At 65.6% G+C, this 26,817-nt stretch carries 28 protein-coding genes and 3 pseudogenes; 15 read left to right on the plus strand and 16 right to left on the minus strand.

Annotated features, from left to right (window positions below):
* The 3 genes and pseudogenes from AC1DWT_RS37065 to AC1DWT_RS37075 form a co-directional block, all read right to left on the minus strand.
* Positions 1-551: RNA-guided endonuclease InsQ/TnpB family protein (locus tag AC1DWT_RS37065; protein ID WP_477924441.1), on the minus strand; the 551-nt coding region annotated here is incomplete at its 3' end.
* A gap of 223 nt (positions 552-774) precedes the next feature.
* Positions 775-1,233, minus strand: a pseudogene (locus tag AC1DWT_RS37070) (MFS transporter); the annotation flags it as partial.
* A gap of 15 nt (positions 1,234-1,248) precedes the next feature.
* A complete protein-coding gene (locus tag AC1DWT_RS37075; protein WP_206012409.1) occupies positions 1,249-2,298 on the minus strand; it encodes an alcohol dehydrogenase catalytic domain-containing protein in 1,050 nt (349 codons plus the stop codon).
* A gap of 101 nt (positions 2,299-2,399) precedes the next feature.
* On the opposite strand from AC1DWT_RS37075, the gene AC1DWT_RS37080 reads away from it, so the two are divergent.
* The gene (locus tag AC1DWT_RS37080) at positions 2,400-3,299 is read left to right on the plus strand and encodes a helix-turn-helix transcriptional regulator (RefSeq protein WP_206012410.1); all 900 of its coding nucleotides are present in this window, start codon (positions 2,400-2,402) and stop codon (positions 3,297-3,299) included.
* 68 nt (positions 3,300-3,367) lie between these two features.
* Here AC1DWT_RS37080 and AC1DWT_RS37085 read toward each other — a convergent pair whose 3' ends face one another.
* Positions 3,368-4,195 carry an LLM class flavin-dependent oxidoreductase gene (locus AC1DWT_RS37085; RefSeq protein ID WP_206012411.1) on the minus strand — a complete coding sequence of 276 codons (828 nt, stop codon included), beginning with the start codon at positions 4,193-4,195 and terminating at the stop codon, positions 3,368-3,370.
* Positions 4,196-4,368: 173 nt separating this feature from the next.
* On the opposite strand from AC1DWT_RS37085, the gene AC1DWT_RS37090 reads away from it, so the two are divergent.
* Together AC1DWT_RS37090 and AC1DWT_RS37095 are read left to right on the plus strand one after the other, a co-directional pair.
* A complete protein-coding gene (locus AC1DWT_RS37090; protein WP_072943288.1) occupies positions 4,369-5,070 on the plus strand; it encodes an MspA family porin in 702 nt (233 codons plus the stop codon).
* A gap of 279 nt (positions 5,071-5,349) precedes the next feature.
* Positions 5,350-5,511, plus strand: coding sequence for a hypothetical protein (locus tag AC1DWT_RS37095; protein WP_170063575.1), 162 nt, complete (start codon positions 5,350-5,352; stop codon positions 5,509-5,511).
* On the opposite strand, the gene AC1DWT_RS37100 is transcribed toward AC1DWT_RS37095, so the two are convergent.
* Together AC1DWT_RS37100 and AC1DWT_RS37105 are read right to left on the minus strand one after the other, a co-directional pair.
* The gene (locus AC1DWT_RS37100) at positions 5,493-5,930 is read right to left on the minus strand and encodes a carboxymuconolactone decarboxylase family protein (protein ID WP_072943351.1); all 438 of its coding nucleotides are present in this window, start codon (positions 5,928-5,930) and stop codon (positions 5,493-5,495) included. The two genes, AC1DWT_RS37095 and AC1DWT_RS37100, sit on opposite strands and share 19 nt — an antisense overlap.
* 32 nt (positions 5,931-5,962) lie before the next feature.
* A complete protein-coding gene (locus tag AC1DWT_RS37105; RefSeq protein WP_206012412.1) occupies positions 5,963-6,601 on the minus strand; it encodes an HD domain-containing protein in 639 nt (212 codons plus the stop codon).
* Positions 6,602-6,731: 130 nt separating this feature from the next.
* Between AC1DWT_RS37105 and AC1DWT_RS37110 the strand changes: the two genes are divergently transcribed.
* A complete protein-coding gene (locus AC1DWT_RS37110) occupies positions 6,732-7,712 on the plus strand; it encodes a GlxA family transcriptional regulator (protein WP_241031231.1) in 981 nt (326 codons plus the stop codon).
* Between the two features lie 48 nt (positions 7,713-7,760).
* Here the strand turns inward: AC1DWT_RS37110 and AC1DWT_RS37115 are convergent, their stop codons facing one another.
* Positions 7,761-8,411 carry a TetR/AcrR family transcriptional regulator gene (locus tag AC1DWT_RS37115; protein WP_206012413.1) on the minus strand — a complete coding sequence of 217 codons (651 nt, stop codon included), beginning with the start codon at positions 8,409-8,411 and terminating at the stop codon, positions 7,761-7,763.
* A 188-nt stretch (positions 8,412-8,599) separates the two neighbouring features.
* Between AC1DWT_RS37115 and AC1DWT_RS37120 the strand changes: the two genes are divergently transcribed.
* Positions 8,600-9,112, plus strand: coding sequence for a DUF4863 family protein (locus tag AC1DWT_RS37120; RefSeq protein ID WP_072943282.1), 513 nt, complete (start codon positions 8,600-8,602; stop codon positions 9,110-9,112).
* Positions 9,113-9,135: 23 nt separating this feature from the next.
* Entirely contained in the window at positions 9,136-9,885 is a 750-nt protein-coding gene (locus AC1DWT_RS37125; RefSeq protein WP_083395868.1) for a nitroreductase, read from the plus strand.
* Positions 9,886-9,936: 51 nt separating this feature from the next.
* On the opposite strand, the gene AC1DWT_RS37130 is transcribed toward AC1DWT_RS37125, so the two are convergent.
* On the minus strand, positions 9,937-10,449 hold the full coding sequence (locus AC1DWT_RS37130; RefSeq protein ID WP_072943280.1) for a DoxX family protein: 513 nt from the start codon (positions 10,447-10,449) through the stop codon (positions 9,937-9,939).
* Between the two features lie 410 nt (positions 10,450-10,859).
* Between AC1DWT_RS37130 and AC1DWT_RS37135 the strand changes: the two genes are divergently transcribed.
* The 4 genes from AC1DWT_RS37135 to AC1DWT_RS37150 all read left to right on the plus strand — a co-directional run bounded on the left by AC1DWT_RS37135 (position 10,860) and on the right by AC1DWT_RS37150 (position 15,064).
* A complete protein-coding gene (locus AC1DWT_RS37135; RefSeq protein WP_206012414.1) occupies positions 10,860-12,233 on the plus strand; it encodes an MFS transporter in 1,374 nt (457 codons plus the stop codon).
* Between the two features lie 164 nt (positions 12,234-12,397).
* Positions 12,398-12,778 carry a hypothetical protein gene (locus AC1DWT_RS37140; RefSeq protein WP_095863975.1) on the plus strand — a complete coding sequence of 127 codons (381 nt, stop codon included), beginning with the start codon at positions 12,398-12,400 and terminating at the stop codon, positions 12,776-12,778.
* A gap of 169 nt (positions 12,779-12,947) precedes the next feature.
* The gene (locus AC1DWT_RS37145) at positions 12,948-14,423 is read left to right on the plus strand and encodes an MFS transporter (RefSeq protein ID WP_072943277.1); all 1,476 of its coding nucleotides are present in this window, start codon (positions 12,948-12,950) and stop codon (positions 14,421-14,423) included.
* 8 nt (positions 14,424-14,431) lie between these two features.
* Positions 14,432-15,064: a TetR/AcrR family transcriptional regulator gene (locus tag AC1DWT_RS37150; RefSeq protein ID WP_477924447.1), complete on the plus strand. Its 633-nt coding sequence runs from the start codon at positions 14,432-14,434 to the stop codon at positions 15,062-15,064.
* A 22-nt stretch (positions 15,065-15,086) separates the two neighbouring features.
* Here the strand turns inward: AC1DWT_RS37150 and AC1DWT_RS37155 are convergent, their stop codons facing one another.
* The 6 genes from AC1DWT_RS37155 to AC1DWT_RS37180 all read right to left on the minus strand — a co-directional run bounded on the left by AC1DWT_RS37155 (position 15,087) and on the right by AC1DWT_RS37180 (position 19,886).
* The gene (locus AC1DWT_RS37155; RefSeq protein ID WP_206012415.1) at positions 15,087-16,388 is read right to left on the minus strand and encodes an alpha/beta hydrolase family protein; all 1,302 of its coding nucleotides are present in this window, start codon (positions 16,386-16,388) and stop codon (positions 15,087-15,089) included.
* 122 nt (positions 16,389-16,510) lie between these two features.
* Positions 16,511-16,996 carry an SRPBCC family protein gene (locus tag AC1DWT_RS37160; RefSeq protein WP_072943271.1) on the minus strand — a complete coding sequence of 162 codons (486 nt, stop codon included), beginning with the start codon at positions 16,994-16,996 and terminating at the stop codon, positions 16,511-16,513.
* A 3-nt stretch (positions 16,997-16,999) separates the two neighbouring features.
* Positions 17,000-17,341, minus strand: a complete 342-nt coding sequence (locus AC1DWT_RS37165; protein WP_072943269.1) for an ArsR/SmtB family transcription factor — start codon at positions 17,339-17,341, stop codon at positions 17,000-17,002.
* A 393-nt stretch (positions 17,342-17,734) separates the two neighbouring features.
* The gene (locus tag AC1DWT_RS37170; RefSeq protein ID WP_206012416.1) at positions 17,735-18,013 is read right to left on the minus strand and encodes a hypothetical protein; all 279 of its coding nucleotides are present in this window, start codon (positions 18,011-18,013) and stop codon (positions 17,735-17,737) included.
* Between the two features lie 170 nt (positions 18,014-18,183).
* Positions 18,184-18,324: a hypothetical protein gene (locus AC1DWT_RS37175; protein WP_167372227.1), complete on the minus strand. Its 141-nt coding sequence runs from the start codon at positions 18,322-18,324 to the stop codon at positions 18,184-18,186.
* Positions 18,325-18,863: 539 nt separating this feature from the next.
* Complete coding sequence (locus tag AC1DWT_RS37180; RefSeq protein WP_095864048.1) at positions 18,864-19,886, minus strand: helix-turn-helix transcriptional regulator; 1,023 nt, start codon at positions 19,884-19,886, stop codon at positions 18,864-18,866.
* 202 nt (positions 19,887-20,088) lie between these two features.
* On the opposite strand from AC1DWT_RS37180, the gene mhpA reads away from it, so the two are divergent.
* The 4 genes and pseudogenes from mhpA to AC1DWT_RS37200 form a co-directional block, all read left to right on the plus strand.
* Positions 20,089-21,696: a bifunctional 3-(3-hydroxy-phenyl)propionate/3-hydroxycinnamic acid hydroxylase MhpA gene (gene mhpA / locus AC1DWT_RS37185; protein WP_477924451.1), complete on the plus strand. Its 1,608-nt coding sequence runs from the start codon at positions 20,089-20,091 to the stop codon at positions 21,694-21,696.
* A complete protein-coding gene (locus AC1DWT_RS37190; RefSeq protein ID WP_477924453.1) occupies positions 21,693-22,796 on the plus strand; it encodes an alpha/beta hydrolase in 1,104 nt (367 codons plus the stop codon). The genes mhpA and AC1DWT_RS37190 overlap by 4 nt, the downstream gene beginning before the upstream one ends.
* Positions 22,786-23,191 (plus strand): annotated as a pseudogene (locus tag AC1DWT_RS37195) (iron-containing alcohol dehydrogenase); the annotation flags it as partial. The gene AC1DWT_RS37190 and the pseudogene AC1DWT_RS37195, both read left to right, overlap by 11 nt.
* A pseudogene (locus AC1DWT_RS37200) lies at positions 23,185-23,691 on the plus strand (dioxygenase family protein); the annotation flags it as partial. The pseudogenes AC1DWT_RS37195 and AC1DWT_RS37200, both read left to right, overlap by 7 nt.
* On the opposite strand, the gene AC1DWT_RS37205 reads toward AC1DWT_RS37200, so the two are convergent.
* Entirely contained in the window at positions 23,688-24,308 is a 621-nt protein-coding gene (locus AC1DWT_RS37205) for an Lsr2 family DNA-binding protein (RefSeq protein WP_338051131.1), read from the minus strand. The pseudogene AC1DWT_RS37200 and the gene AC1DWT_RS37205 sit on opposite strands and share 4 nt — an antisense overlap.
* 247 nt (positions 24,309-24,555) lie before the next feature.
* Here AC1DWT_RS37205 and AC1DWT_RS37210 point away from each other — a divergent pair, with 247 nt between their 5' ends.
* Positions 24,556-25,467: a MurR/RpiR family transcriptional regulator gene (locus AC1DWT_RS37210; protein ID WP_477924456.1), complete on the plus strand. Its 912-nt coding sequence runs from the start codon at positions 24,556-24,558 to the stop codon at positions 25,465-25,467.
* 78 nt (positions 25,468-25,545) lie between these two features.
* Here AC1DWT_RS37210 and AC1DWT_RS37215 read toward each other — a convergent pair.
* On the minus strand, positions 25,546-26,817 hold a 1,272-nt coding region (locus AC1DWT_RS37215; RefSeq protein WP_477924458.1), incomplete at its 5' end, for an amino acid permease.

Here is a 26,817-nt window from a genome sequence, read left to right on the forward strand (position 1 = left end):
CGATCGACCGGCTCGAGTTCGGGAATCGTGTCCTCGACGAGAATCGAAATATGGTACTGACCACGAGCATTACGCGACACCGTCACCTGCGACGGCACGGCCCCCTCCGGCAACGGCCTCGACCACCGAATATCCAGCGGTTCGGACTGCTTGGCCAACCGGATCTGCCCGCCGCGGTAGGTGAAGCAGTTCGAGAAGTAGGTCGCCGAATCCTTCGACTGGCCCTTCTTCTTGAATTGCGGGTATCCGGTCTGCGTGCGCCAGAACCTGTCGAACGCGCCCTGCAACTGCCGCAGCGATTCCTGCAGCGGCCCCTTCGACGGCTCCGACAACCACTCCGTCTCGGTGTCCCGCTTCCATCCGGTGAGCATCTTCGAGGTGTCCGCATAGGTGACCCGTCGCTGCTCCTGCGACCAGGCCCGCGTCCGCTCGGCCAACGCCCGGTTGTAGACATACCGGGTGCACCCGAACGTTCGGGCAAGCTGTTCCGCCTGCACCGCAGTCGGATAGAAACGGTACTTGAACGCCCGCTTCACCACCCTCCCCGCCATGACCTAGACACCAGCCCCACAGTCCGACAGATCCAGATCGGCTATCCATGACCTGAAGGACCGGGTTTGCGCCGATAGACTCAAGGATCATCGCCCCGAGGTAGAGCAGCCGAGCGGTGTAGGCGCCGCTGCGTTCGCGACTGTAGAACAACCGCAGGGGCAGGATCGGCTGCCGCACCCGGCCCTCGTGGACGATCAGCGCAACCAGCAGGACCACCCCGACGACCAGAGCAGCCTGCACCCGGGCCGATCCCCATCCAGCGTCGGCGGATTCGATGATCCCGAAGATGACGGCGCCCATGCCCAGTGTGGCAGCGAGCGCACCGATCACATCGAACTGCCCCGTTCGACGTGGCGTTTCCACGAGCACCGTGCCGGACCACGCTATCAACGCGACCGCGATCGGGACGTTGACCAGGAACGCCGCTCGCCAGGAGACCCACTCGGTGAGCGCACCCCCGACGAGGAGACCGAGGCTGGCACCGATACCGGCGGTTGCGGCGTACCAGGCGATCGCCCGATTGCGGGCCTCGCCGTCGAAATAGGTCGTGATCAACGCCAACGAGGTCGGTGCGACGATCGCCGCACCGATTCCCTGCACCGCACGGGAGGCGATCATCCACCATCCCGTCGGCGCCAGCCCGACGAGCAAGGGAGCGGCACCGAAAAGCGGGAGCCCGACCGGAAACCCCGGTCGTCACGGCCGGACCGCGACCTTGAGCGCTTCCCTGGAATCCATCGCGGCGTAACCCAGCGGCGTCTGATCCAGGCCGACGGTCCGGTCGAACACCCTCCCCGGCTGCACGGTGCCCTCCAGGACCGCCGGAAGTAGGCGCTCGATATACGCGCGCACCGGCGCCGGACCACCGGTCAGCGTGACGTTCGGTCCGAACAGGCTCCCGAACCCGACCGGTGCGTCCTCGTACTGAGGCACCCCCACCCGACTGATCACTCCGCCCGCGCGGACGACGCCCACCGCCTGGTCGTAGGCGGGCCGGTGACCGACCGCCTCGAGGACGATCGCGCTGCCCAGTCCGCCGGTCAGCTCGCGAACCCTCGCGATGCCCTCCTCGCCGCGCTCGGCGACCACATCGGTTGCACCGAACTCGCGACCGAGATCGGTCCGCACCTGGTGCCGACCCATCAACACGATCTGCTCGGCGCCGAGTTGGCGAGCCGACAGCACCGCCAGCAATCCCACCGCCCCGTCACCGATCACGGTCACGACACTGCCCTCGCCGACGCCTCCGCGGACCGCAGCATGCCAGCCGGTGCCGTACACATCCGACAACGTCAACAAGGAGTCGAGCAGCGCATCGTCGTCGTCCTCGCAGACCGGCGCCGTGACCAGCGTTCCGTCGGCCAGCGGCACGCGGACTGCTTCGGCCTGACCACCCGCCGTACCCAGCGCGGCGTCGTTCCAGAACCCGCCGCGCACGCATGAGGTCTGCAGACCCTGGGCACAGAACACACAGGTGCCACACGACACCGCGAACGGCGCGATGACGAAGTCACCGACCCGCACCGTCCGCACGTCCGAACCGACCGCTTCGACGACACCGATGAACTCGTGCCCCATCGACGTGCCCGCAGGGTCGACACCCATGGAGTGGTAGGGATGCAGGTCACTGCCACAGACGCAGGCCCGCACGATCCGTACGAGAGCGTCGGTGGACGATTGGATGGTGTGATCAGGGACATCGATGACGCGGACATCGCCCGCTCCGAACATGTACGTCGCTTTCATGCCTTCCAGTCGACCTCTATTCGGGTCGTCCGGGGAGTCACGGACGTTCCGGGTACTGCCAGTACCTCCCACACCCAGCGGTTACTACCTACCGTGGACTCATGAGCTCGATCGACCTGCGCACCGAAATCCGCGAATTCCTCAGCACGCGGCGCGCACGCATCACCCCCGAGCAGAGCGGACTCCCCGTCTACGGAGGTAACCGCCGAGTCAAAGGCCTGCGCCGCGAAGAGGTAGCCATGCTCGCCGGTGTCTCGGTCGACTACTACGTCCGCATGGAACGCGGCAACCTATCCGGTGCTTCCGACAGCGTTCTGGATTCCCTCGCCGGCGCCCTGCAACTCGACGACGCCGAACGCGACCACCTCCTCGCCCTCGCCCGCCAATCGCGAGTAAGCAGCACCCGTCGCCCCCGCACCCAGTCGATGACGGTTCGCCCGGCGATCCAGCAAATACTCGACGCCACCACCGACGCACCTGCGTGGATCCGCAACGGCCGCCACGACATCCTCGCGATGAACGACCTCGCCCGGGCCCTGTACTCCCCCGTGCTCGCAGACCCTCGCCGTCCGGCCAACACCACCCGATTCGTCTACCTCCATCCCCGGCAAGCCGAAGTGTTCTTCGTCGACTACGACACGATCGCCAAGGACGCCGCCGCCATGCTCCGACTCGAAGCGGGTCGCAACCCCCACGACAAAGCGCTCATCGCTCTGGTCGGGGAACTGTCCACCCAGAGCGAACTGTTCCGGCAACGCTGGGCATCACAAGACGTGCGCTTCCACCGCAGCGGTCGAAAACGACTGCGCCACCCTGCCGTCGGTCAACTCGACCTCGATTTCGAAGCACTCGATCTGCCCTCCGAACCGGGCCTCCAACTCAACATCTACACCGCCGCCGCCGGCACACCCACCGCCGACGCCCTCAAGCTCCTCGCGTCCTGGGCCGCCAGCCAGGAAGTACTCGACACCGAGCAAGACACTTCACACCGTCCCCGGTGACCCCGAAACACCGGGTGACGATCGCCGACATCGACACACGCGCATCGAAGACCCCCTGCCCAAGGTCTCTACCGACCCGGGACGCGAGGTGGGCCGGCCCGCAGACGGTCCCGCATCTGCCCGGCGCGCCCACCGAACGGGTACATACTCTCCAGCCACCACGTCGCACCTGCCCCCACCCACTCCGATACCGCGGCAACATCATCGGGACCGGATGTCGAGCCACTGGCCACGTATGCGAAATCGTCCGCCCGCCCGATCGCGACCCGGATCGCACGGAGGTCATCGGTGGTGACCAGCCCCGTTTCGTCGTCGGCCTTGCGGGGAACGACGCCGTCGAAGCGAGCCGCCCGATCGAACGGCGCCCGGTTCGGCCAGTGACCTCCGACCCAGATCGGGATCGCGCCGTTCACTGGCGTCGGGAGCATCGGCGGACAATGCACGTGGTAATACGTGCCGTCGAAGTCGACCGGCCCACGAGTGAACAATGCCGTCAGGACGGCCAACGACTCGTCGAGGACCTCACCGCGAGCAGTCAGCCGCTCCCCGAAGACCTCGAAGTCGTAGTCGGCGCCCAAACCAACACCCAGGAGCGCGCGTCCACCCGAGAGGTGGTCGACGGTGAGGACCTGACGAGCCACGATCTGCGGCCGACGACGCGCGAGCGGCGTCACCACCGTCCCCAGCAACACGTGCGAGGTCGCGGTCGCCGCGGCGGCCAGGCACGTCCACGCGTCAGCGATGGGCGGCGTGCCACCCCAGGCAGGGTTCCACGTCACGTGATCCCACAGGAAGAAGCCATCCCAGCCCGCCTCATCGGCCTCGGCGGCCATCTCGACAACCGTCAACGGGTCTGACCACTCCATGAACGGTGGCAGCGTCACTCCATAACGCATGAAGTCAACCTACCGAGACGATGCTCCAATCGCACGGGCCGCCGAGCGTGCAGCCCTCGGACGCAGGAACTTCGTCGTGAACTTCTGATCAATACCGAGATTCTGTGCGCCCCCGTGGCTACGCTTCGCATATTTCTTCACTTCTGATTTGAAGCACTCTGAATGGGGTCGGCATGACGGACATCAGCACATCTCGCGTTGGGTACAAGAGCTTCACTCGCGCTGTCGCGGTCGCGGGCATCGCAGCGCTCGCTATGGTCATGGGCAATGGCACGGCGTCGGCCGGCGTGGACAATTCCAGCTCGGTCGTCGACGCCGCCGGTAACCGGATCGAGGTCTTGCAGGGCGACACCTCGTACCAGGTGGTACCGCCACTCGACGGCGTGCCCACCAGCGTGGAGTTCTTCCACAACGGCTATGCCGGGGTCAACATCACCGGACCGGACGCGGCGTCCTTCGAGGGCACACAACTCACCGTCGGTTACCAGATCGGTTACCCGATCGCGTTGGCAGGCGCAACGATCGTCCTGAACACACCCGGTCTCGGGTTTGCTATCGGCTCGAGCAACGGCATCGATCTCGGGCTCGTCCCGGACCTCACGCTGGGGCTGAACGCGGGCACCAGCGCAACACTCGCCGGCGACATCATTCCGTCGCAGGAACTCGACATCGACCTCGAGCCGGGCGGAATCACCACCGTCCCGATCCTGGAGGGCCAGGAGTTCGACGGACCGGCGGCCTCGGTGAGGATGCAGGGAGTTCATGGCTCCATCTCCGGCGCTCTCGGTGCGGTCACGATCCGTCCGTACGCCATGGCAGTCACCGCGGACGGTGACACGGTCATGACTTACGGTGTGCCGCAGAAGCTCAACTAAAGTCCACCGGCACAAACGACGATGTGCAGGCCGACGCGACCCAGTCGCGTCGGCCTGTCGTTGCGCGGACAGTCCGCACAGTGCATTACTGAGACATGTTCGGAAAGAACAGAATTCGTCGCTGTTCGGCCGCTGAATGCGAGTAACATTCAGTGTGTGCTGCAAGTTCGATGCAACCGATCCAGCGGCATGTCGGCCCCCGCTCACTGCCCCAAAAGCGGTGGCGGGGGCGCGTCGCGCGTACTGCCCCTAACCGTATCGGTAGTGCATCATGCCGTGATGGCCGCCCCCATGGGTGATGACCGCGACGGCGACCAGGATGCACAGGATCACGAAGAGGAGCAGCAGACCCGTGAAGATCCACAACGAGAGTTGCCCGAGCCGACGAACACCGACCCGTCGCCGGACAGTATCGTGCGACTCTACGGCGCAACCGGGTAGTGGCTGCTGACCGCGACCCGGTTCCAGGCGTTCATCACCGTCGCGAGCCAGCTGATCGCGGACACCTGCTCGTCAGTGAGCGAGCCGTCATCCCAGGTGCGCCGTTCCGGAACGGCGAGAGCGGTSACCTGTTCGGCGAGAGCGAGCGCGGCACGCTCCTGGTCGCTGAAGTACTGCGCCTCCCACCACGCCGCGACGACCGCGAGTCGATCGGTCGTCTCTCCCTTGGCCAGGGCGTCGCGGGTGTGCATGCGAAGGCAGAAGGCACAGCCGTTGAGTTGGGAGACGCGAATCTTCACCAACTCCACCAGGAGCGGGTCCACTCCCGCCGTTTCCAGGGCAGCCTTCACATCCGCGTCCAGCTTCATCAGACTCTTGTATACGGACGGGTGTTGCTTGCTGAGATTCACGCCGGTCATGATGTTCCCTTCGAGTAGGCGGTGCGTGCCGGTCATGCAGACCAGGCCGAGTCCATGATCCGCTCCACCATGCTCACGCGGCGGAAACCCGGGACGAAATGTTCGAGCACGTCGGCATTGACGGTGCCGTAAGTCGTGTCCGGCCGGTAACTGAGCCCGTCGACGAAGGCACGCAGAAACTCGTTCTTGAAATCGCCGCGCGGATGAACAGCGGTGATCTCCTCCACCTGCCCCGGATCCAGACCGTCCAGACCCAACCCGACCACATCGGTGAGGACACCGAAGTTGGTGGCAGCGACCTCATCCCCCATCCGGCCCGGAATCCCCGGCGTGGTGTGCAACGCGATCGCCGTCCAGACCACCTCGGCAGCAGCACCCGAGAATCCCCGCTCGAGCAGGAACTGGCGAGCGTGATCGGCTCCGTCGAGCTCGAACCGCTGCTCGACATCCGAGAACGGACGCAGCAGACCCGTGTCATGAAACAGCGCAGACAGGTACAGCAGCTCCGGGTCCGGCCGCAGGCCGAGCTCACGGCCTCGGAGCGTGCTGAAGAGGAACACCCGCCGCGAGTGATGGAAGATCAGCGGGTTCGTCGTCTCCCGGATGAGGCGTGTCGCCTCCGCCGCCGCCGGCGTCTCGGGAATTTCCACTCCTGCGATGATCTCGGACATGGGCCCTGCCCTTCCAGATGTCGATGTTGTAGAACGGACGGTGTGCCCGTCCCCTTACGATGCCGAACATCCCGGGCCGGCGCCGCCCAGACCCGGCCATGAAGCACCCGAATCCGGACAGGCGGTAAGCGTGGACACCAGCCCCCACCCGCATCGGGTCGCGATCCTCGTCTACGACGGCGTGAAACTGCTCGACGTCGCCGGCCCCGCCGAGGTGTTCGCTGAAGCGAATCGCTGCGGCGCCGACTACCGGATCGTGCTGCTGTCACCGACCGGCGCCGACGTGGCGTCGTCGATCGGCATCCACCTCTCCGTCGACGGCGACGCCGAATCGGAACCCGCCCCCGGCACCTTCCTCGTCGCCGGCGGCGACATCTACCCCCGAACCGCCATCGCCCGCGACCTGATCGACGCCACGAACACTCTCGCCACGCGAGCCGCCCGGGTCGGGTCCATCTGCACCGGGGCGTTCGTCCTCGCCGCGGCCGGACTGCTGGACGGCAAACGCGCCACAACACACTGGAAAGTCGCACACCAACTCGCGGCCCGGCACCCCACGACGCACGTCGAACCCGATTCGATCTACGTTCGCGACGGCACCACCTACACCTCCGCCGGTGTCAGCGCCGGCATCGACCTGGCACTGGCACTGGTCGAGGAAGACCACGGCCCCGAGCTGACCCGCGACGTAGCCCGACACCTGGTGGTCTACCTGCAGCGCGCCGGCGGACAATCACAATTCTCCGCCCCACTCCAGGGCCCGCCACCACGAACACCGGCCCTGCGCCGCATCGTGGACCTGGTGACAGCGGACCCCGCCGGGAACCACTCCCTCACCGAACTCGCCACACACCTCAACGTCAGTGCCCGACACCTCACACGCCTGTTCCGAACCGAACTGTCCACCACCCCGGCCCGCTACGTCGAACTGATCCGCTTCGACCTGGCAAAGGCCCTCCTCGACCAGGGACACAACGCAACACAGGCAGCATCACTCGCCGGATTCCCCAGTTACGAAAGTCTCCGACGAGTCTTCGTGCGAGAGCTGTCGATGTCACCGACCGTCTACCAACGCCGCTTCGGCACCGCACACCGCGCCGACGCGGAGTAACTCGACGCAGGCGTGAGGTGGTTGCAGCCGGGCACGGGACTGTCGTGGCTACGTTTGCACGACCGCAATTCCCGGCCACAGGGTCGCCGCAACCTTCTCGGCCAGATCCTCGCGATCGCTGTCACCTCGGAGAAAGGCGGCGTAATAGCTGCCGAAGCAGATGGTGGCCAGGGTGTGGGTGTCGATGTCCTCGCGTACTTCGCCGCGACTTTGGAGATCGTCGAGCACGCGTTCGACCAGATCTACCCGTGGTTCCACTGCGTGTTCGCGCACGATCTCGAGCAGTTCGGGCGTGCGGAAGGCCTCGCCCATGAAGTTGCCCATGAGAATCATGGCGTCCGGATTGAAGTAGCACGGGTCGACCCGCCGGATGGCCTCGGTGAAGGCTTCGAACGGTCGCAATTTCGCGAGTTCCAGGTTCGGGTAGGTCGCACGTTGCGCGCGGAAGCCGAAGTCGAGGGCGTCGACGACGAGTTCGAACTTTCCCGGCCACCGCCGGTAGAGAGTGGGGCGGGTGACGCCTGCATCGGATGCGATGTCGCCCAACGTCATTCTCGAGTACCCGTCGACGACCAACCGTCGCCGAGTCGCCTGGATGATGGCGTCGTCAAGGGATGGATTGCGGGGCCGGCCCCCGCGGGCGGCGGCCTCTGCGTCGGCACCCTCCTGCGAATCCGTGCCGACTCCCTTTTCCGCCATGACCACCCCTTCGCTCGTTCCGTTACGGTCGATAATCGTAACCGAGCCTGCCCCCCGCTTCGGGATCGCGCTGTCATCTCGATCGAGCCGCCGTTCGCAGTTACGTTACACCTCTTGACTGTAACTTAACTGCGTCATAGTCTGGCTGTAGCCACAGACGTGGCGGAAGTCTCATCCAGGAGCGCGTCATGAATCCCAGTCAGGCCCTGATCGATCGCAGCATCCCGTTTCTCGACGAGGTCAAGAACCGGACCGCGGGCGGAGAGTTGGAGGGGTGGCTCAACACCAACTACGGGCCCGGGACGGAGTTGTACGACGACCTGGCTCGGATGATCACCGAAGGCGTCGACGACGGGTGGGCGGCGAATGTGGAGCTCGACGGACCGAGGTATCGCCGCAGCCGAATCGCATCGCCGAGCGAGGAACTCCACTATTTCAGCGTCACCGCGGTCTACATGAACAGCATTTCCCGGTACCGGGGCCAGTACCACCAGCATCCGTATGGCGAACTCAACCTGGTAGTGCCCCTTGATCCCGGCGCCGAGTTGGCCGGTCCGCGCGGATGGTGCGGCGCAGGCTGGACCGCACCCGGGCCGGGGAGCCACCACTACCCCGAGGTCCGAGGCGGTGCCCTGATCGCTCTGTTCTACCTACCGGCTGGGCGGATCTCCTACGACATCACGCCCGCCGCCACCGTCTGATCAATGAAAGGGGCGCATGCTCCATGAGTGATGTGACCACCACCGCCCCGCGAACGTCCCGCGCCGTACGCCGTGCGATCGAACACATGACAGTCGAGCAGGCGTTACTGAGCAGGCGAAGTGTTCGCGCCTTCCTGCCGACACCGGTACCCCGCGACGACATCGAACACTTACTCGAGTTGGCCGCACGGTCGGCCAGCAATTCGAACTGCCAGCCGTGGCAGGTTCATGTCGTAACCGGCTCAGTGAAGACGCGCCTGACATCAGAACTTCTCGCCGCCCACGACTGCGAGGACCGTGTAAGTACGCGGGAGTACAACTACCAGCCCAAGCCGAACGAATGGGCGGAGCCGTTTCGTACTCGTCGACGTCGATTCGGTGAGAGCCTGTACGGCAACGCCTTAGGCATCGCGGCAACCGACTCGGCAGCCAGGCTGGCCCACCATCGCCGCAATTACGACTTCTTCGGCGCTCCCGTCGGAATCATCCTGACGGTCAGTCGGAATCCGCTCGACGGTGCGCTCGTAGATGCAGGCCTCTTCCTGCAGGCATTGATGCTCGCTGCCCGCGGCGCCGGGCTCGACACTTGCCCTCAGGCATCGTTCATCGACTTCTACCCGGTTTTGCGCCGGCACCTCGACATCCCCGACGACCAGCTGATCGTCTGTGGACTTGCACTGGGTTACGCAGACAACGAACACCGGCTCAGCCGGCACCACACTCCCCGAGAAGCCGTCGCCTCATTCACCACCTTCTACGAAGACTCCCCATAGGACGGTGGCCCCCACGCGTTTCGCGTGGGGGCCACAACCGGTTTCACATTCCTATGCGCCCACCGTGACCTTCGAGGGCCGATAGAACAGCGCCAATTGTCCTACTCCGCCGAGAATTCCCGCACCGGCCGCAATGACGAGACCGGCCCATCCATCGACCGGATTGCCACCGAACACCCACTGCTCGAGACTGACTCGTCCTGCACCGAGCACCGCAACACACACCGCCGATACCGCTATGACAAAAGTGTATTCCCAACCTGAGCCCATGACATAGAAGCCCTTGGTGCGGTGCACCGTCCACGCGGCAACCAGCATCAGCGCCACCACCACTGCCGCCGCAGCGGTGGTGAAAAGGCCCGCCGCCAGGCCGAGACCCGCGACGATCTCCGTCCCGGCAGCCACCCGAGCATGCAGCATGCCTGGACGCATACCCAAGCTTTCGAACCACTTGGCGTTACCTGAAATTCGGCCACCGAGAAAGATCTTGTGGCATCCATGAGCAGCCATTGTCAGGCCGAGTGTGACGCGCAGCAGCAGCATGGCGAGATCGAACGAGTTCATCGCTGCAACCTCCCAGCGACCGGCCCCACAGAGACGGCTTCGACTTCTCCGATCACCCGTGTCGACGACAGACGATGTACCACGCGAATCGCCTCTGCGACCGCATCTTCCGTGCTCAATGATTTCTCCTTCGGGATGTTGGGTAGATCGGCCGCGGCGGCATCGAGTGCCCCGCACCGAGTTCACGCCGATCTCCAGCGGTCGAAGCCTAGATTCACGTATCGTTACAGTCAAGATGCGTAACGYAATTGGTGTTTCGTTACAGCTATTGACTGTAACGAAAGACGTCTCTATGGTTCTCATCACCGGCCCCGATCCACCGTCCGCACCCAGAACAGCTGACAACGCGTGACGAGGGCCTCTGAACCAACAATCAACTCAACTCGCACCTGAGCGAAAGTGAAGTCGCAATGGCCTCTGAACTCTCCAGTTCGCATGCATCCGTCACCGGGGTCCGCGTCGGTGAACTCATCGACGGGCGGCCCGTGGGCCGCTTCCACTACCTCCTCCTCGCTCTCGCAGGCGCAGTCATGTTTCTCGACGGCTTCGACACCCAGTCGATCAGCTTCGCGGCCCCGGCCATCGCACGCGAGTGGGGGCTGCCCGTTTCCTCCCTCGGGCCAATCTTTTCCGCGGCCATCGTCGGCCTCATGGTCGGCTACCTGTGCCTGGCACCGCTCGCTCATCGATCCGGACAGCGACGCGCGGTCATCGTCTGCACCGCGATGTTCGGTATTTTGACTCTGCTGTGCGCATTCGCAGAATCGCCGCTTCAATTGATCGCACTGCGATTCCTCACAGGGGCTGGACTCGGCGCTACCATTCCCAGTCTCGTCGGAATTGTCAGTGAGTTCACACCGGCACGGCGACGCTCGTCCTTCGTGATGTTCATCTATTGCTGGTACGCCTTAGGATTCGTCGCAGCCGGGGTCGTCTCCGGATTCGTCATTCCGCTGTGGGGATGGCGCGCGATGTTCATCGTCGGGGGCACCGTACCTTTGGTGCTGTTGATGTTCTTGCTGCGTTACTTTCCGGAGTCCCCCCGATACCTGCTCCTACGCGGCGCCGGCGATCGCGCAAATGCCACCCTGCGCCGGCTCGATCCCGCCTTGCCCTCCAACGCCATCGTCCTGACAGACGCAACAGACAACAGCCACCCCGCGGGAAAAGGGAAAGCCTCGATGATTCTCGACTTCGTACGAGGTCGGTGGTTGCTGAACACCCTTCTGCTCTGGCTTGCCTTCGGCGCGAATCTGGCGGCGTTCTATGCCATCCAGAGCTGGCTTCCGACAATCGTCGGCTCTCTGGGTGAATCGTCACGCGTCGTCATCGCTTGCACTGTTCTCACTACTGTGGGTGGCATCGCCGCGGCCATGTTCATCGGCCCTGCCATGGACCGCACCAGTCCTTTTCGCACACTCGGAACGGTCTATCTCGTCGGCGCCGGATTCGTGGCCCTGCTCGGATGGGTGCTCGGCGGTGGCAGCACCGTGGCCCTTCTGGTCGCGGCGTTTCTCACGGGGACATGCGTCACCGGCGGTCAGATGAGCGTGATTGCCCTGGCGACAGTCCTCTATCCGACCGACATGCGCTCGACCGGAGTGGGGTGGGCACTCGGAATCGGCCGACTCGGCGGAATCGCCGCCCCTCTGATCGTCGGTGCCGCGCTGAGCGCCGGCATTGCGCCCCGCGAGGTCTTCTTCGCGATGGCGATTGTCCTCGTCGTCGCCGGCTTCTGCGTGCTGGCCCTCGAACGGCGCGTGCAGGCTGTTCGACAGCCGTAGCACCGAACCGCTGTCCTCCGAGGAACCACCCCGAGGGGTGGATTTCGACCCCGTACAGGGTGGCGGGATGACCACCCTGTCGGTGTTACCACCGGCCCGCTCCCGGAGCAGAGTTGGTGTCGTTCGCAAGACGCGGACTTCACCCACCAGGCAGGAGTAACACGATGACCTCGATCAAGACCCGCACCGCCGTCGCAGCCGCCGCAGGCGTCGCCGTAGGACTGGGGGTGTTGATGGCGCAAGGTGCCACCGCTGGCGCCGCACCCGCCGACGGGGTCGCTCCACACGCGGTTTCCCCGTACACCGTCCAGGTACGAGACCGCATCGGATGCGCCGACGCCTGGCCCATGGTCTCCTGCGACGCCCCCGACGAGGACCGGCCCCCGCAGGTCACCTTGGTCGAGCCCGGCACCACGCTGACCCAGCCGGGCGGCACCGACCTCTTCGGATCCTCGAGCGCCCAGTTCCACCCGGCGAACTACCCCCTCGAGCCCGACGACGGCGTGATCTCCCACCCGCTCGATCCCGACATGCCCTGGATGTGAACCCAACATCGCGGAGTGGTGGGCGAGGGCAGCTGGGAAAGTCTGGCCGGCCATGAATCCACCTCGTCGGACGCAAAGGTCCCAACTGACCGGGATCACGCACACGCATCGCGTCGAATGATAGATTCCCGATATGCGGAGTGAACGCTCCGCTTTGTTGGGAGTATTCATGAAAACCGCTTCGCCGCGGACGCACTATCAATTGACATTTGCCGTTCTCACTATCGGTGTCGGCGCCTTTGCCCTTCTGCAGTCGCTGGTGATTCCGGTGCTGCCGACCCTCGAGTCGGCGCTGGGCACGACTCAGGCCGACGTCACGTGGGTGTTGACCGCCTACCTGTTGTCGGCGTCGATCTCCACCCCGGTCATGGGACGCCTCGGCGACATGCACGGGAAGAAGCGCGTGTTCGTCGTTGCACTCACCGCACTGGCGGTGGGGTCCCTGCTCGCCGCCCTCGCCACGTCCCTGCCGGTGATGATCGCGGCTCGGGTGATCCAGGGCATCGGTGGCGGTGTGCTGCCTTTGGCGTTCGGCATCATCCGCGACGAGTTCCCCGAGGAGAAGGTGGCGGGAGCAGTCGGCATCATCGCCGCACTCACCGCTGTCGGTGCAGGTCTCGGCATCGTCCTCGCCGGTCCCATCGTGACGGTGCTGAGTTACCACTGGCTGTTCTGGATTCCGCTGATCATGGTCGTCCTCGCGGGGGTGGCCGCGCACATCCTGATCCCCGACTCCCCCGTGCACACTGCCGGCAAGATCAACTGGCTCACCGCGCTGCTGCTGTCCGGGTGGCTGGTCGCGCTACTACTCGGTGTGAGTCAGGCGCCCACGTGGGGTTGGGGCTCACCGATCGTCGTCGGGCTTCTGGTGGCCGCCGCGGTCGTCGTCGTGACGTGGGTGGTCGCCGAAGCGCGATCCGCCAACCCGCTGATCGACATGCGGATGATGCGGGTCCGCAGCGTCTGGGCGGCCAACCTGCTGGCTCTGCTGATGGGCGTCGGCATGTATGCCGCATTCGGCTTCCTGCCGCAGTTCCTGCAGACACCCACGTCCGCCGGATACGGCTTCGGCGCTTCGGTCACCGAGTCGGGTCTGATGCTGCTGCCCCTGAGTGTGGGAATGTTCCTGCTCGGACTCGCCTCCGGCCGCCTGGCGGCTCGACTGGGTTCGAAAGTCCTGCTCATCGCAGGGTCGATCGTGGGTGCGATCGGCTACTTCGTGGTGGCGTTCGCGCATGACACCGAGATCGACATCTACCTCGCCACGTCATTGATCGGGATCGGCTTCGGACTGGCCTTCTCGGCGATGTCGAATGTCGTCGTCGCAGCGGTACCACCCGAACAGACCGGTGTCGCCAGCGGTATGAACGCGAACATCCGCACGATCGGCGGCTCTGTGGGCGCTGCACTCATGGCCAGCATTGTCACCGCGGGGGCGTCGTCCGCGGGAGTTCCGCCGGAATCCGGTTACACCCATGGATTCGTCATGCTGGGCACAGCAGTGGGCCTCGGCGCCGTTGCGGCCATGTTCATCCCGGCGATGAAGCGGGACAAGACCACGCGTCTCGAGGAGTCGGCCGCACTGCGGCACCCGGAACTCGCGATGGTCGCGGGAGGCACTCTGGTGGGCGACGAATCCGAATGAAGTCCGACATGAGGATTCGGGGAAGCGAAAGGGCGCTGCGCCGCGACGCCGCGGAGAATCGGCAGCGGCTACTCGACGCGGCAGCGACCGTGTTCAGCGAGCGCGGCCTGGATGTGGGAGTCGACGAGATCGCCCGGGTCGCCGGCGTCGGAATCGGCACCCTCTACCGCCGGTTCCCCACCAAGGATGCATTGGTCAGTGAGCTCGTTCGCCAGGTATACGACGACTTCCTGGCCCTTGCCGACGAAGCCCTGTCCGCGCCGGACGGCGAAGGCCTCGAGCAGGTTCTGTATGGTACCGGTGCCATCCTGGCGTCGAACCGAGGATGTTTGTCCCGTATGTGGAACGACGACGAGACCACGATTCTGCGGGACGAGTACCGACGGATCCTGTTCGAACTCCTGGCGCGAGCCAAGCAACACGGGCGCATCCGCGAGGATGCCGCCGACGCCGACCTGGATCTCATCTTCTGGTCCGTGCGCGGCGTCGTCGCGACAACCCGCGGCGTCACCGACACAGGGTGGCGCCGGACCATGGCGATCATGATCGCGGGACTGCGGCCCGGCGCGGACACCCTCGACGAGAGCCCGATGAGCGCCCAGCACGTCGCACAGATCATCGACAACCTGTCGGCCCGATAGCGTACGGCGGATCCCTACTGCTTCAAGCACGCCGCAGGTGGCCGGCGGTCCAGTCGGCCACCAGCGACAGCACCTCCGGATCCACGGCGTCGCGCACGAGTCGCCGATAGGCGCGCAGCGACGGCGGGGCCGTGTCACGTCGGATCAGATGCGTCAGGTCCGGAACCCGGACGGTGTCGACCTGGCCGGGCACGAGTTCGGCGATCGCCGTGAGATCAGCCGGGTCCACCTGCACGTCCTTGGCTCCGGTGATCGCAAGGACCGGCGCGGGGTTCTCCCGCAACAGCGGTTTCGGGTCGAAGTCGAGAAACTCTCGGAACCAGCGCGCATTCACCCGGCGACCACCCATCCGCGCGGTGTCGGTGGTGCTCCGGGACAGCTTCTCGAGCGCCGCGCGTTGCCTTTCCTTCACATCGATGCGCAGTGCCCGCAGGACCGCCCGCACCGGAGCGGGCAGGCCGTCGACGGCCTTGCCCGACTGCCATTGCAGCACCTGCCGCCCCGTCACCGCCGGACACGCGAGAAGCACCACTGCCGCCGGGTCGACCCCCCGATCTGCTCCCAGCGCCACTGCGAGGCAGGCGCCCTCGCTGTGCCCGATGACCGCGATCGAATTGCGTCCGAATCCCCCTGTCGTGCCCAACCAGTCGACGGCGGCAGCGGCGTCCGCGATGTTGTCCGACAGGCCAGCCGACAGGTAGTTGCCGCCCGAGTGCGCGACCCCGCGCTTGTCGTATCGCAGCGAGGCGACACCTTTCTCAGCCAACGCGTCCGCGAGGGCACGGCTCACACCGATCGGGAGCTTTGCGTGGTCGCCGTCGCGATCGAGTCGGCCGGACCCGGTGAGGATCACCGCCGCCGGCCCGCCCTCGGCACCCGCCGGAACCGTCACAGTGCCGGTCAGTACGGTGCCGTCGCCGGACCGGAACCTCACCTCGCGTTCGGATACTCCCACTCGTTCGACATCGAGCACGTCGCGGATCTGCGCCGCGACGCGAACGGCATCGGGCACGGTCACGATCAGTTCGTCGAACTCCGCTCCCGAGCCCCGTCCGAGGGTGCGCACGCGAATCGCCGGGACACCCGACCGCGCCGCGACGAAGGAGCGCACTCCCCTGCCGCGCCAGGTCCCGATGCACAGACGCCGCGGAATTCCCAGACCCGGTGCCCGCACACCCCGGATGTTCGCGAACGGGTCGGCGATCACCTCGGCGCCTCGAATCAGCGGCATGGGGACGGCGACGTCGCCGTGCAATCCGGCGAATTGTTCGAACCTGGACAATGCGAGACGTACCTCGCTCGCGCTCACGCTGATCTCGGCCATCGGACGCCCTCCCGTCGGTGCTGCCCCATGACGATCTCATCACTGTGTGACCGCATCCCGCATCGGATTGGAGGCGCCGCCTCGCACACGGACGGCGAGGCGGCGACAGTGAACCGGTACGCTCAACCCCTGATGAGATCGTCGATCTGGCCGATCGCCTGCGAGGAACCCTCGACTACGCCCATGTCGAGCACCTGCTGGAGACCTTCGGCGGTCGCATAGGTACTGACGTAGGTGGCAACGGTGCTGCCGCCTTTGTCCTCGAAGGAGAACTCGTTGGTGGACACCGGCATCGATTCGATCGGAGTGTAATCCGCATCGGCGAATCCGTCGGTGAAGGTGAAGCCGGTCGGTTCGTCGACGGAGACGATGTTCCAGTAGCCCGCATGCTTGTCACCCTCGGGGCCGGTCATGTAGTACGTGACCCGACCGCCGGGGGCGAACTCGTGGTCGACGACCGTCGCCGGGTACGTCGGCGGGCCCCAGATCTTCTCGAGCTGGCGGGGATCGGCATAGATCTGCCAGATCCGTGCTCGGGGTGCGGCGAACTCGGCGGTGATGGTCAGGGTCAATGCATCGGTGTCCTGGCTGACATTGGTGACAGGCATCGTTCATTCCTTCCATTGCGGTTCCGTTGCGATCAGTTCGTCGATGCGGGCGATCCGTCCACGCCAAACCTGTTCCAACTCGGCGAGCATGGACGACACCGCGCGCACTGCTTCCACATCGCCCGTGGCGAGTTGTTCACGGCCGCTGCGTCGTTTGACGAGTAAGCCGGACTTCTGGAGGACGGCGACGTGCTTCTGGACGGCAGCGAAACTCATATCGTACTTCGCTGCCAGTGCCGAGACGGAATGTTCTCCGGCCAGCACGCGACGCATGATGTCGCGCCGCGTTCGGTCGGAAAGCGCGTGGAACAGGGCATCGGCCCGGTCCTCATCTGTCTCTGACACACCCAAAACATACAACCAATCGGTTGTATGTGCAAGACCGAAACTCCCCCGATCCCCGAAGGAGCCCATCGCCCGACACGGAAATACCTGTGTGGCATAGATCACACCTCTGCGATGCGGCCCGCCGGTGGATCTACCATTTCCTCGCGACGGTACACACCCAGTGCACCGCGCCGATGCACTCTTCGCCCGCCAAATCCATACCGGCCGAGGGTGATTGAAGCAGTCCGTTGCGCTGCGATCCACCGACCGCACGAGCGCGGCGGGGACCGAAGCGGTGTCTTTCCATACGTCACGGCGAGGCCCGGTCAGAGCGGAAATCCACTCCGACCGGGCCGCTTCGGTTCACCCGACCGATCACCGCATTCACAGACGGATCGGCGCCCGCCGTCCTCACCCGACGCAGATCAGCACACCCACGACCACCACCGCGACCAGCGAGGCGCCGCCGCAGATCAGCCACGCCTGGGTGGCGAGTTGCCGCCACTGATTGCACCGGCCGGTCATTTCCGCGACCGCGACCGATCGCCCCTCATTCGCATCGGACGCAGGTGGCCCCGACAGACGGCGGGCCTTCGCATCCGCACGTGCCGCCACACCGAACGACACGGGAACCACCAGCAGCGCAACCACCAGCAGGCCCACCATCGCGCCCAAACCCGTCCCGAACATTCTCAATTCCTTCCACACCACACGACGCCCGCCACAGGTGCCGCACGTCTGTCACCGCCCACCCGCACCCACGGGCACAACCAATCCCCGTCAGCTATATCGCCACACGGCCGCCCGATGTTGCACCCTCGGACCGCCGGAACTAGCGAAGGACAAGAGTCACCGCCGGCCTACACGCCCGGCACCGGGAAATTCCACATCGCCACGACGATCACGCCCATGACCAGTCCGGCGCACACGACGGTGCCAACGACACTGACACGCAACGCATCCAATAGATCGGCCCCCGATTTCTTGCTGATCCGTGCCATGACAAACTCTTTCTTTCACATGCAGGGGTTCTGACTGCCACGTCGGTGACGGTGCACCACATACACTCACCCGAGTTCGCCACCGGCACAACGGCCGATATACCTACACCCATACCCCTGTYGGGCCTCGAGAAGAGACAGCACCACAACTCGCTCCCGAACGTCGGACTTCTCCGCAGAATTACGTGTGTTTCATGTCACATGTTCGCGTTTCGCCTTGGTTGCCGGATAACGGACTTCGGAATTGCACCTACCGGTCGGTAATTCAGGCAGTCGGAAAACTATGCAATGGCATAGGTCACACTCTATGGACTTCCACGCTGCGTCTCACGAAAATCACTGATACGCCGCTCGTCACGACGTGCAGGCTGTCCGTGTAGCGCCCCTGCCAGCTGATTCCCATCGTTGGCGGGGGCTGCGCCTGGCTGCACCACGAACCCGCACAACTCCCACGTCGCCTCAGTGCGGACCGTACAGCCTTGCATTGCAGCACAATTCACCCCGGCATCACGAGAAGCCTACATCCACTGATCCACGCATCAATGGTGATTCGCTCGGAGCCTTGTGGCAGAGGGGGTTTCGCCGTACCGCCGCCGGTATGCGGCCGCAAATCGGGAAAGGTGAACGAAGCCCCACCGGTAGGCGATGTCTGTCACCGACCCCGTGTCCGGCCCGTTCGGTGCGAGAAGATCCTCCCGGACCCGGGCCAGTCGAAGCGACTCGAGATAGCGACTCGGTGACGTGCCCAGATCCTCCTGGAACGCGCGTTGCAGCGACCGCACGCTGACACCGACGTGCTGGGCGACGTCACCGATCGTCATCGACTCGGTGAGGTGTTGTTCGTAGTACTCCACGGCGCGGGCGAGTGCGCGGGGGGCGAGCCGAGGCTGATCGTGGTCGTGGAGGACTGCCGAGTAGGTGTGTGGCTGTGCGAGGAGTAGACCGGTGAGCAGCATGTCCTGCACGCTCGCAGCCGCGAGGGGGTGGGCGGTGAGTCCACTCTCCGCGTCGAGGTCGCGGATCACTACCTGCAGTGACGACATCCAGGTGGACAGTTGGGGCGTCGTCAGATCCACGGACAGATCGAAGATCACCGGCCCGGGAGCGGACCGTCCGATCAGGCACTCCAGTCGACGGTCGAGGGCGTGTTGTTCGATGCGCAGATGCATCTGCCGGTAGGACGCGTCCATCTGCATCCGGGCGCGCATCCTCGGCGACAGCAGTGCGGCGTGGGCAGGCCCGACGTGTGTGCGAGCGTCGTTGCAGGTGATCTGGTTGGTGCCCTCCACTGCGAGCATCAGGTCGTAGTAGTCGAGGTGTTCGAGGATGTCGACGTCGATACCGATGCCTTGTTCCAGATAGACCAGTTGCAGATCGCCGAGCGACGCCGCGCGCACCCGGCCCCGGAACGGCGCCGTGTCGACCGCGTCGATGCGACGGATGCGGTGTTCGCTGAGCAGGCTGGAGGCCTGGTGGCGGAACTCGTCGACGCTGGCGGTGGCGAGTGTGTCGTGGCGCGCCAGTGGGCCCGGCAACGCGGAGGCGTGTCCTGGATCGTGCATATCGAATTGGTGAATGCCCACGTCAACCTCGTCCGATCGAGCGCCCGGTCATCCCGATGGTATCCCCGGCGGGCACCGGGACCGCCGCCGGAAGTTCGTGGCGTGATGCGGCTACCTCTGGCGCGTTGCGGATAGCGACCTGGATCACACCCTCGTAGCTTCATCGCATCGGGCAGAAAGCCCCAGGTAGCAAGGAGTTGTGGTGTCTGCAGATTTCGATGTCGCGGTGGTCGGATACGGGCCGACCGGTCTTGTGCTCTCGTCGCTTCTCGGTCGCGCGGGCCACCGAGTGGTGGTGTTCGAGCGGTGGCCGGATCTGTACGGTCTTCCGCGCCTGACTCACATCGACGGCGAGACCGCGCGGATCGTTCAGGCCGCCGGCGATATCGAGTTCGCGCTGCGTGATGCCTCCCCGAAACAGGTGTACGAATGGCGCGGATGCGACGGCGAATTGTTGCTCGAAGTGGACTGGTCCGGGCGGTCCAGTGGGTTCGAGGCCCATTACTCGATGTACCAGCCGGATATCGAGTCGGCGATCGATCAGCGCATCCGGTCGTACCCGAATGTCGAAGTCAACCAGGGAGTCGGTGTCGTCGCCGTCGAGCAGGAGCCCGACCAGGTGACGCTCGTGGTGCGGCCGTGGAAGCGGGACCGGGACGAGCAGTGGGCCAGCGGATCCGAGGACCGGACCGTGACAGCGCGGTATGTGGTGGGCGCGGACGGTGCCAACAGCTTCGTGCGCAACGCGCTGGGCGTCGAACGCTCGGATTTACACGTCGAGGACCGCTGGTTGAACATCGACACCGAGTGTCTCCGTCCGCTCGGCCCCGAGTTCGAGGTCACTCGGCAGTATTGCGATCCGGCGCACCCGAACATGTTCATGCCGATCGGACGCAGCCGACAGCGGTTCGAGGTCGCGGTGTTGCCGGGCGACGATCCCGAGAAGATGGAGTCCACGGAATTCGCGTGGTCGTGGTTCCGTGAGCGGCACGGCCTGGGACCGGACGACATCCGGATCTTGCGGCAGATCATCTACACCTTCTCTGCCCGCACCGCCGACAGGTGGCGCAGCGGCCGGGTACTGCTCGCCGGCGATGCCGCGCACACGATGCCGCCGTACATGGGCCAGGGCGCGTGCTCCGGGATGCGAGACGGGATCGCGCTGGCATGGAAATTGGATCTGGTCTTGTCCGGGCGTGCGGGCCACGGTCTGCTCGATACCTACGAGACCGAACGCCGTCCCCACGTCGAGGTCATCCAGCGGTGCGCGGTCGAACTCGGCCGGGTCGCGAATCTGAAGGATCCCGAGGCTGCGGCCGCCCGCGATGCCGCGTTCCGGCGCGGCGACATTCCGCCGATGCCACCGTTTCCCATCGTCACGACCGGGGTCATCGCCACCCGGGAGGACGGGACTCCGCAGTCGTTGGCAGGGACGTTGTCACCGCAAGGCGTCATCGCGGTCGGAGACCGAGTGGGCCGATTCGACGATGTATTCGGGTGGGGCTTCGTCGTTGTCACGACAACCGATCCCCGCGCGGTGCTCGATGCCGACCACCTGGCCTTCCTGAATTCGCTCGGCGCCGTCCTCGCAACCACCGAGCCGGGCAGCGCGCATTCGATCACCGACGTCGACGGGACCTACACCGACTACCTGGCCGCGCACGGAATCGAGGCGTTCCTCGCGCGCCCCGATTTCCATCTCTACGGCGCGGGAACGATGCACGAGCTTCCTGGACTCGTCGATGGCCTGCGTGCCGCGTTGGGAACTGTAGGAGTGCCGACCCGCCGACCCGAGGGAGCCGCACTGTGACCGACACCGTCATCGAGACAGGGCTCTCGGCGGAGAATGCGGCGCACCGTCGCGCGATGCCGGCGACCCGGTTGCTCGACGGCGGCATGCTCCACGCCGACGTCATCCTGCTCGAGCAGGCGATCGTCGCCGGTGACCGCTGGGATGTGGCCGCCGAGCGCCTGGGTGAGCACCGGTTGGAGTTGGCCGAGTGYGCGCTGGGGTCCGGACACGCGGTGACCGCCCGGCGCCAGTTCCGGGCCGCGGCCGCCGCCTTCGTATTCGCGCAGATGGCGATCAATTCGGACACCGACCGCAAACGGGAGCTGTACGACAGATTCGGCGCCGCAGTCGCCGCGGCAGCCGCGGTGGTTCCGTCGTCGATGAAGAAGGTCGAATTGCCCTACGCACGTAGCTCGTTGGTCGGCTGGCATGTCAAGCCGACAGGCACTCCGGTGGGCACGGTGGTGGTGTTCGGCGGCCAGAGCGGGTGGGGTGCGACGTACCTGCGCTATGCCGACGCGCTCGCCGAACGTGGAGTGGCGACCATACTGGCCGAGGGCCCCGGGCAGGGCGAGACGCGGCTGCGGCACCGAATCTACCTGGACGTCGACGTGGCCGCCGCGTACGGCCACTTCGTTCGCTACGCGACCGAGCAGTCCGGTGGCCCGGTCGGGGTGTGGGGCAACAGTGTCGGTGGACTGTTCGCGGCACTGACTGCCGCCCGCAATCCCGCCGTCCGCGCATGCTGTGTCAACGGTTCGTTCGCCGCGCCCCGGTTGCTCCCGTTCCGCGCCTTCACCGAGCAGGCCGCCGCCATGTTGGGCACCGCCGACGAGGCCGCGATCACCGCGAACTTCGCCCGCCTACGCTTCGACCCGGACAAGGAGTCGATCCGGTGCCCGCTGATGGTGCTGCACGGAGGCGCCGACCCCCTCGTGACCATGGAGGATCAGCAACCGTTCCTCGACGGAGCGACAGGCGGCGACGTGGTCCTGCGGGTGTGGCACGACGGTGAACACACCCTCTACAACCACGCCGACGAACGTAACGACGTCGTCGCCGACTGGTTCGCCGACCGGCTCTCACTGAGCGAAGAGAACACGCACCATGCGTTTTGAACACGAAACCTTGCCGCAGCGTGTCTGTTTCGCCACGGGTGAGGCGCGGGCGATGCTCGCCGGCGAGGTACCCCGGCTGGACGCGTCCCGGGTTATGGTGATCGCCTCGGCGGCCGAGGCCGGGCGCGCCGAACAGGTCGTCACCGACCTGCCGGTCGTGCATCGCCACGACAAGGTGGTGATGCACGTGCCGGTGGGGGTGGCCGAGCGGGCCCGGACAGCGGCCATTACGTCGACGTCGACGTCGACGTCGTGGTCTGCGTCGGTGGCGGGTCGGCCACCGGGCTCGCGAAAGCGGTGGCGTTGACCACGGGGCTGCCGATCGTGGCGGTCCCGACCACCTACGCCGGCTCGGAAGGACGAACGTGTGGGGGCTGACCGAGACATCGCGCAAGAGGCGACCGTGTTCGGTCCGTTCATCGTCGACGACGCACCCGAAATATCCTGCGGTGGTGACATCGCCGGCGGTGCGACCGGACAACCGTGCTGGATCGAGGGCAGCGTCACCGACACCGACGGCCGTCCCGTCCCCCACGCCCGCATCGAGGTGTGGGAATGCGACGAGGACGGCTACTACGACGTCCAGTACGACGATCACCGGATCGCCGGCCGGGCCCACCGGTATTCCGACGACAACGGAAGGTACCGATTCTGGGGGCTGACACCGGTCCCGCACGACGGTCCGGTCGGCCGGATGCTCGAGGCCACCGGCCGCTCCCCTGTGCGGGCAGCGCACCTGCACTTCATGGTCTCCGCACCGCACCAGCGGACGCTGGTCACCCACTTCGAGTAGCAACCCGCCGGCACACCCACCCCGGATGGACGCGAACTGAATGACCGTAGCTGGGCCAGAACCAATTTCGACATCGTGCTGGCTCCCGAGACTCGGGCCTAACGCTCGGGGTGCGCGTCGGTGTAGGCCTCCCAGACTTCGGCGCGTAGTCGTCCGCGGTCGGAGACGGGGAAGCCGTGTTCGCGGGCCCAGGCTCGAACCTCGGCAGTGGACGGTGAAGGCGCCGCAGCACTCCCCTCATCTGCGGTAGAAGCGTCGGCGACGGACGCGTCGGCGACGGACGCGTCGGCGACGGACGCGTCGGCGACGGACGCGTCGGCGACCGGTTCCTCGTCGTCGGTGTCGTCGTCTCTGTCGGTCTCCACGTCATCGGCGGGGAGATCGTCGACCTGGTCCACGGCGCCCACGGCCAGGTCTTGGGCGGTCCGGAGGATCTCGTCACCGCTGTGTGGGAGCAAACGGTCGATGTCGACGTCGCTCCGGGTGGTGCCTGCGGTCACGGCCGCCACCTTTACTGCGTCGAGGAGTTGACCACGCACCGATTCGTCGAGGGCGGCGAACTCGGGCGATGCCTCCAACAGCGTGGCAGCGTGGTCGACCATCTCCTGCGGGCTGCCGGCGAGGCGTCCGGCACCCGCCGCGGCAAGCTTCGTGTGGCGGGCTCGGCCCAGCCAATATCCCACGATCACCGCGATCGCGACCTGCATTCTGATCATCATCGTCGACTCCCACGGATGGACTTGACCGTGCGGCCTACTGAGGCGACTACCCTGGACCGCCTGCACTCAATCGCCCGTGAGCGGTCGTGCAGGCATCACGGCAGACGCATACGAGCCGCTTCGAAACGAACACCCGAAGAGTGCAACGGCAATTGCAGTAGCACGTCTAGAAGCAAGTTCCCAACTACTACGATGGCGTTAGCTCGTCAGTGATCGACCACAGATTTTCGAGGAGAAGAGGGCGCGCATGGCCACGAAGTTCAAGTCGGCGGGTCCTGCGACCTTCGAGGAATTGCTCACCGAGATTCGTCAGCGCGAGGGCAAGTTGTCGCCGTCGCACAAGAAGCTCGCCGAACGGGTGATGTCCGACCCCGAGGCGGTGGCGTTCATGACCATCTCGGAGCTCGCGGCCGCGGTCGGCGTCAACGAGGCCACCGTCGTACGGTTCGCGACGGGGCTGGGACTCAAGGGATACCCCGGGCTGACGCGCCTGTGCCGCGAACGCCTCCAGGAGCAGGCGCAGCTGCTGCGTCGTTTCGACAACCTCGAGCACATGGCTGCGGAGGGAGCCGGACTGCTGGAACAGGCCGTCGCGCTCGATCAGGCCAACATTGCCCGCACATTCGCCCGGATCGAGGATCCCACCTGGGATTCAGCGGTCGAGCACCTCGCCCGCGCGCCGCGTGTGCACGTCATGGGGTTGCGCAAGTGCCACGCGCCGGCGTACTTGCTCGGATACCTGCTGCGCATGCTGCGCGAGGACGTGGAGACGGTCAACGCCAGCGTCGGTTCGCTGACCGACGACCTGCGTCGGGTCCGCGAGGGCGACTGCTTCGTGGCGATGTCCATCCACCGCTACAGCGTCGACACCGTCCGGGCCGCCGAGTGGGCGCGGCACAGTGGCGCACACGTCATCGCGTTCACCGACAATGCCAGCTCTCCGCTTGCCGCGTCGGCGCACGACACCTTCTACATCGACGCGTCGAGCGCCTCGGTGTTGCGGTCGATGACAGCATTCACCTCGCTCGCTCAGGCCATGTCCGGCGGCGTCGCACAGCTTCTCGGACACCGGGTGCGCGAAACCCTCCTGGAGGAGGAGAAGCTCTTGAGMAGCTTCAGCGTGTACGTCACCGATGCCGCGACAGGCAAGCACCACTAGCCGATCCACGCCCGGTCCGCACACAGGAGCGTGGGGTGCACCCGATCGGGTGCACCCCACGCTCATTGTGCGCGAGGGCTACTGCTGACGGGATTCGGCCAGTCTGGTGTTGCTGTTTTCGGCGGGAACGGTGGTGCGTCGCTGATGAATCAGGCCCGCAGCGACGGCCAGCGCGGTGACGATCGCGGTCAGCACCAAGGGCGTCCGGGTGGCGGAGGTGAAGGCCATACCGGCGACGATGGCGAGCAGGACGACACCCACCACGTACGACAGGTACGGGAAGCCCCACATCTTGACCGGTAGCGCAGCCTTCTCTTCCGCCGTCTTCTTGCGGCGACCGACGATCTGGGTGCCACAGATGCACAGATAGACCACCACGGCGACGGCGCCGGACGAGCTGAGCAGGAAGGTGAACACGGCGCCGGTGGGCAGGAAGTAGTTCGCGATGACCGCGAAAAATCCGGCACTGGAGGCCGCGAGCACCGCCTTCACGGGAACTCCGGACTTGCCGGTCCGGGCGAGCACCCGGGGTCCTTCCCCGCGGCGGGCCAGCGAGAAGAGCATCCGGGAGGAGGAGTAGACGCCCGAGTTCAGGCAGGACAGCACCGCCGTGAGGACGACGAGGTTCATGATGGTGTGCGCGCCGGGCAGGCCGAGGAGGTTCAGCACGGCGGTGTACGGGCTCTTGGTGACCTCGGCGGTGTCCCACGGCAGCAGGGTGACGACGACGAGGATGGAGCCGACGTAGAAGATCAGGATTCGCCAGGCGACGCTGCGCATGCTCTTGCGGACCGCCTTGACCGGATCCTTCGCCTCACCTGCGGCGATGGTGACCAGTTCGGTGCCGAAGTACGAGAAGAACACCGTCAGGGTGGCGATCAGCAGCGGGGTAAGACCGTTCGGGAACAATCCACCGTGCCCGAGCAGATTCGAGGTGCCGGGAGAATCGAAGTGCGGCAGGACGCCGAGGATTGCGGCGACGCCGACACCGATGAACAGCACGATCGCCGTCACCTTGATCATCGCGAACCAGAATTCGAATCGCGCAAAGGAGGTGACCGCCGCCAGATTCACCCCGGTCAGCGCCGTCATGAAGATCAGTGCGTACAGCCAGGTGGGCACGGCGGGGATCAGTTGGTTCGCGATCGCGGCGCCGGCGATCGCCTCGAAGGCGACTGTCACGCACCAGTGATACGCGTAGAGCCACCCGACGGAAAGCCCGGCCCACGAACCGAGTTCGCGGGAGGCGTAGGTCGAGAACGAACCGGTCTCGGGACTCGCGGTGGCCAGTTCGGCGAGCATCCGCATCACCAGGATGATGAGGAGCCCGGTGAACAGATAGACCAGGAC

Source organism: Rhodococcus sp. P4_B6 (assembly GCF_056402215.1).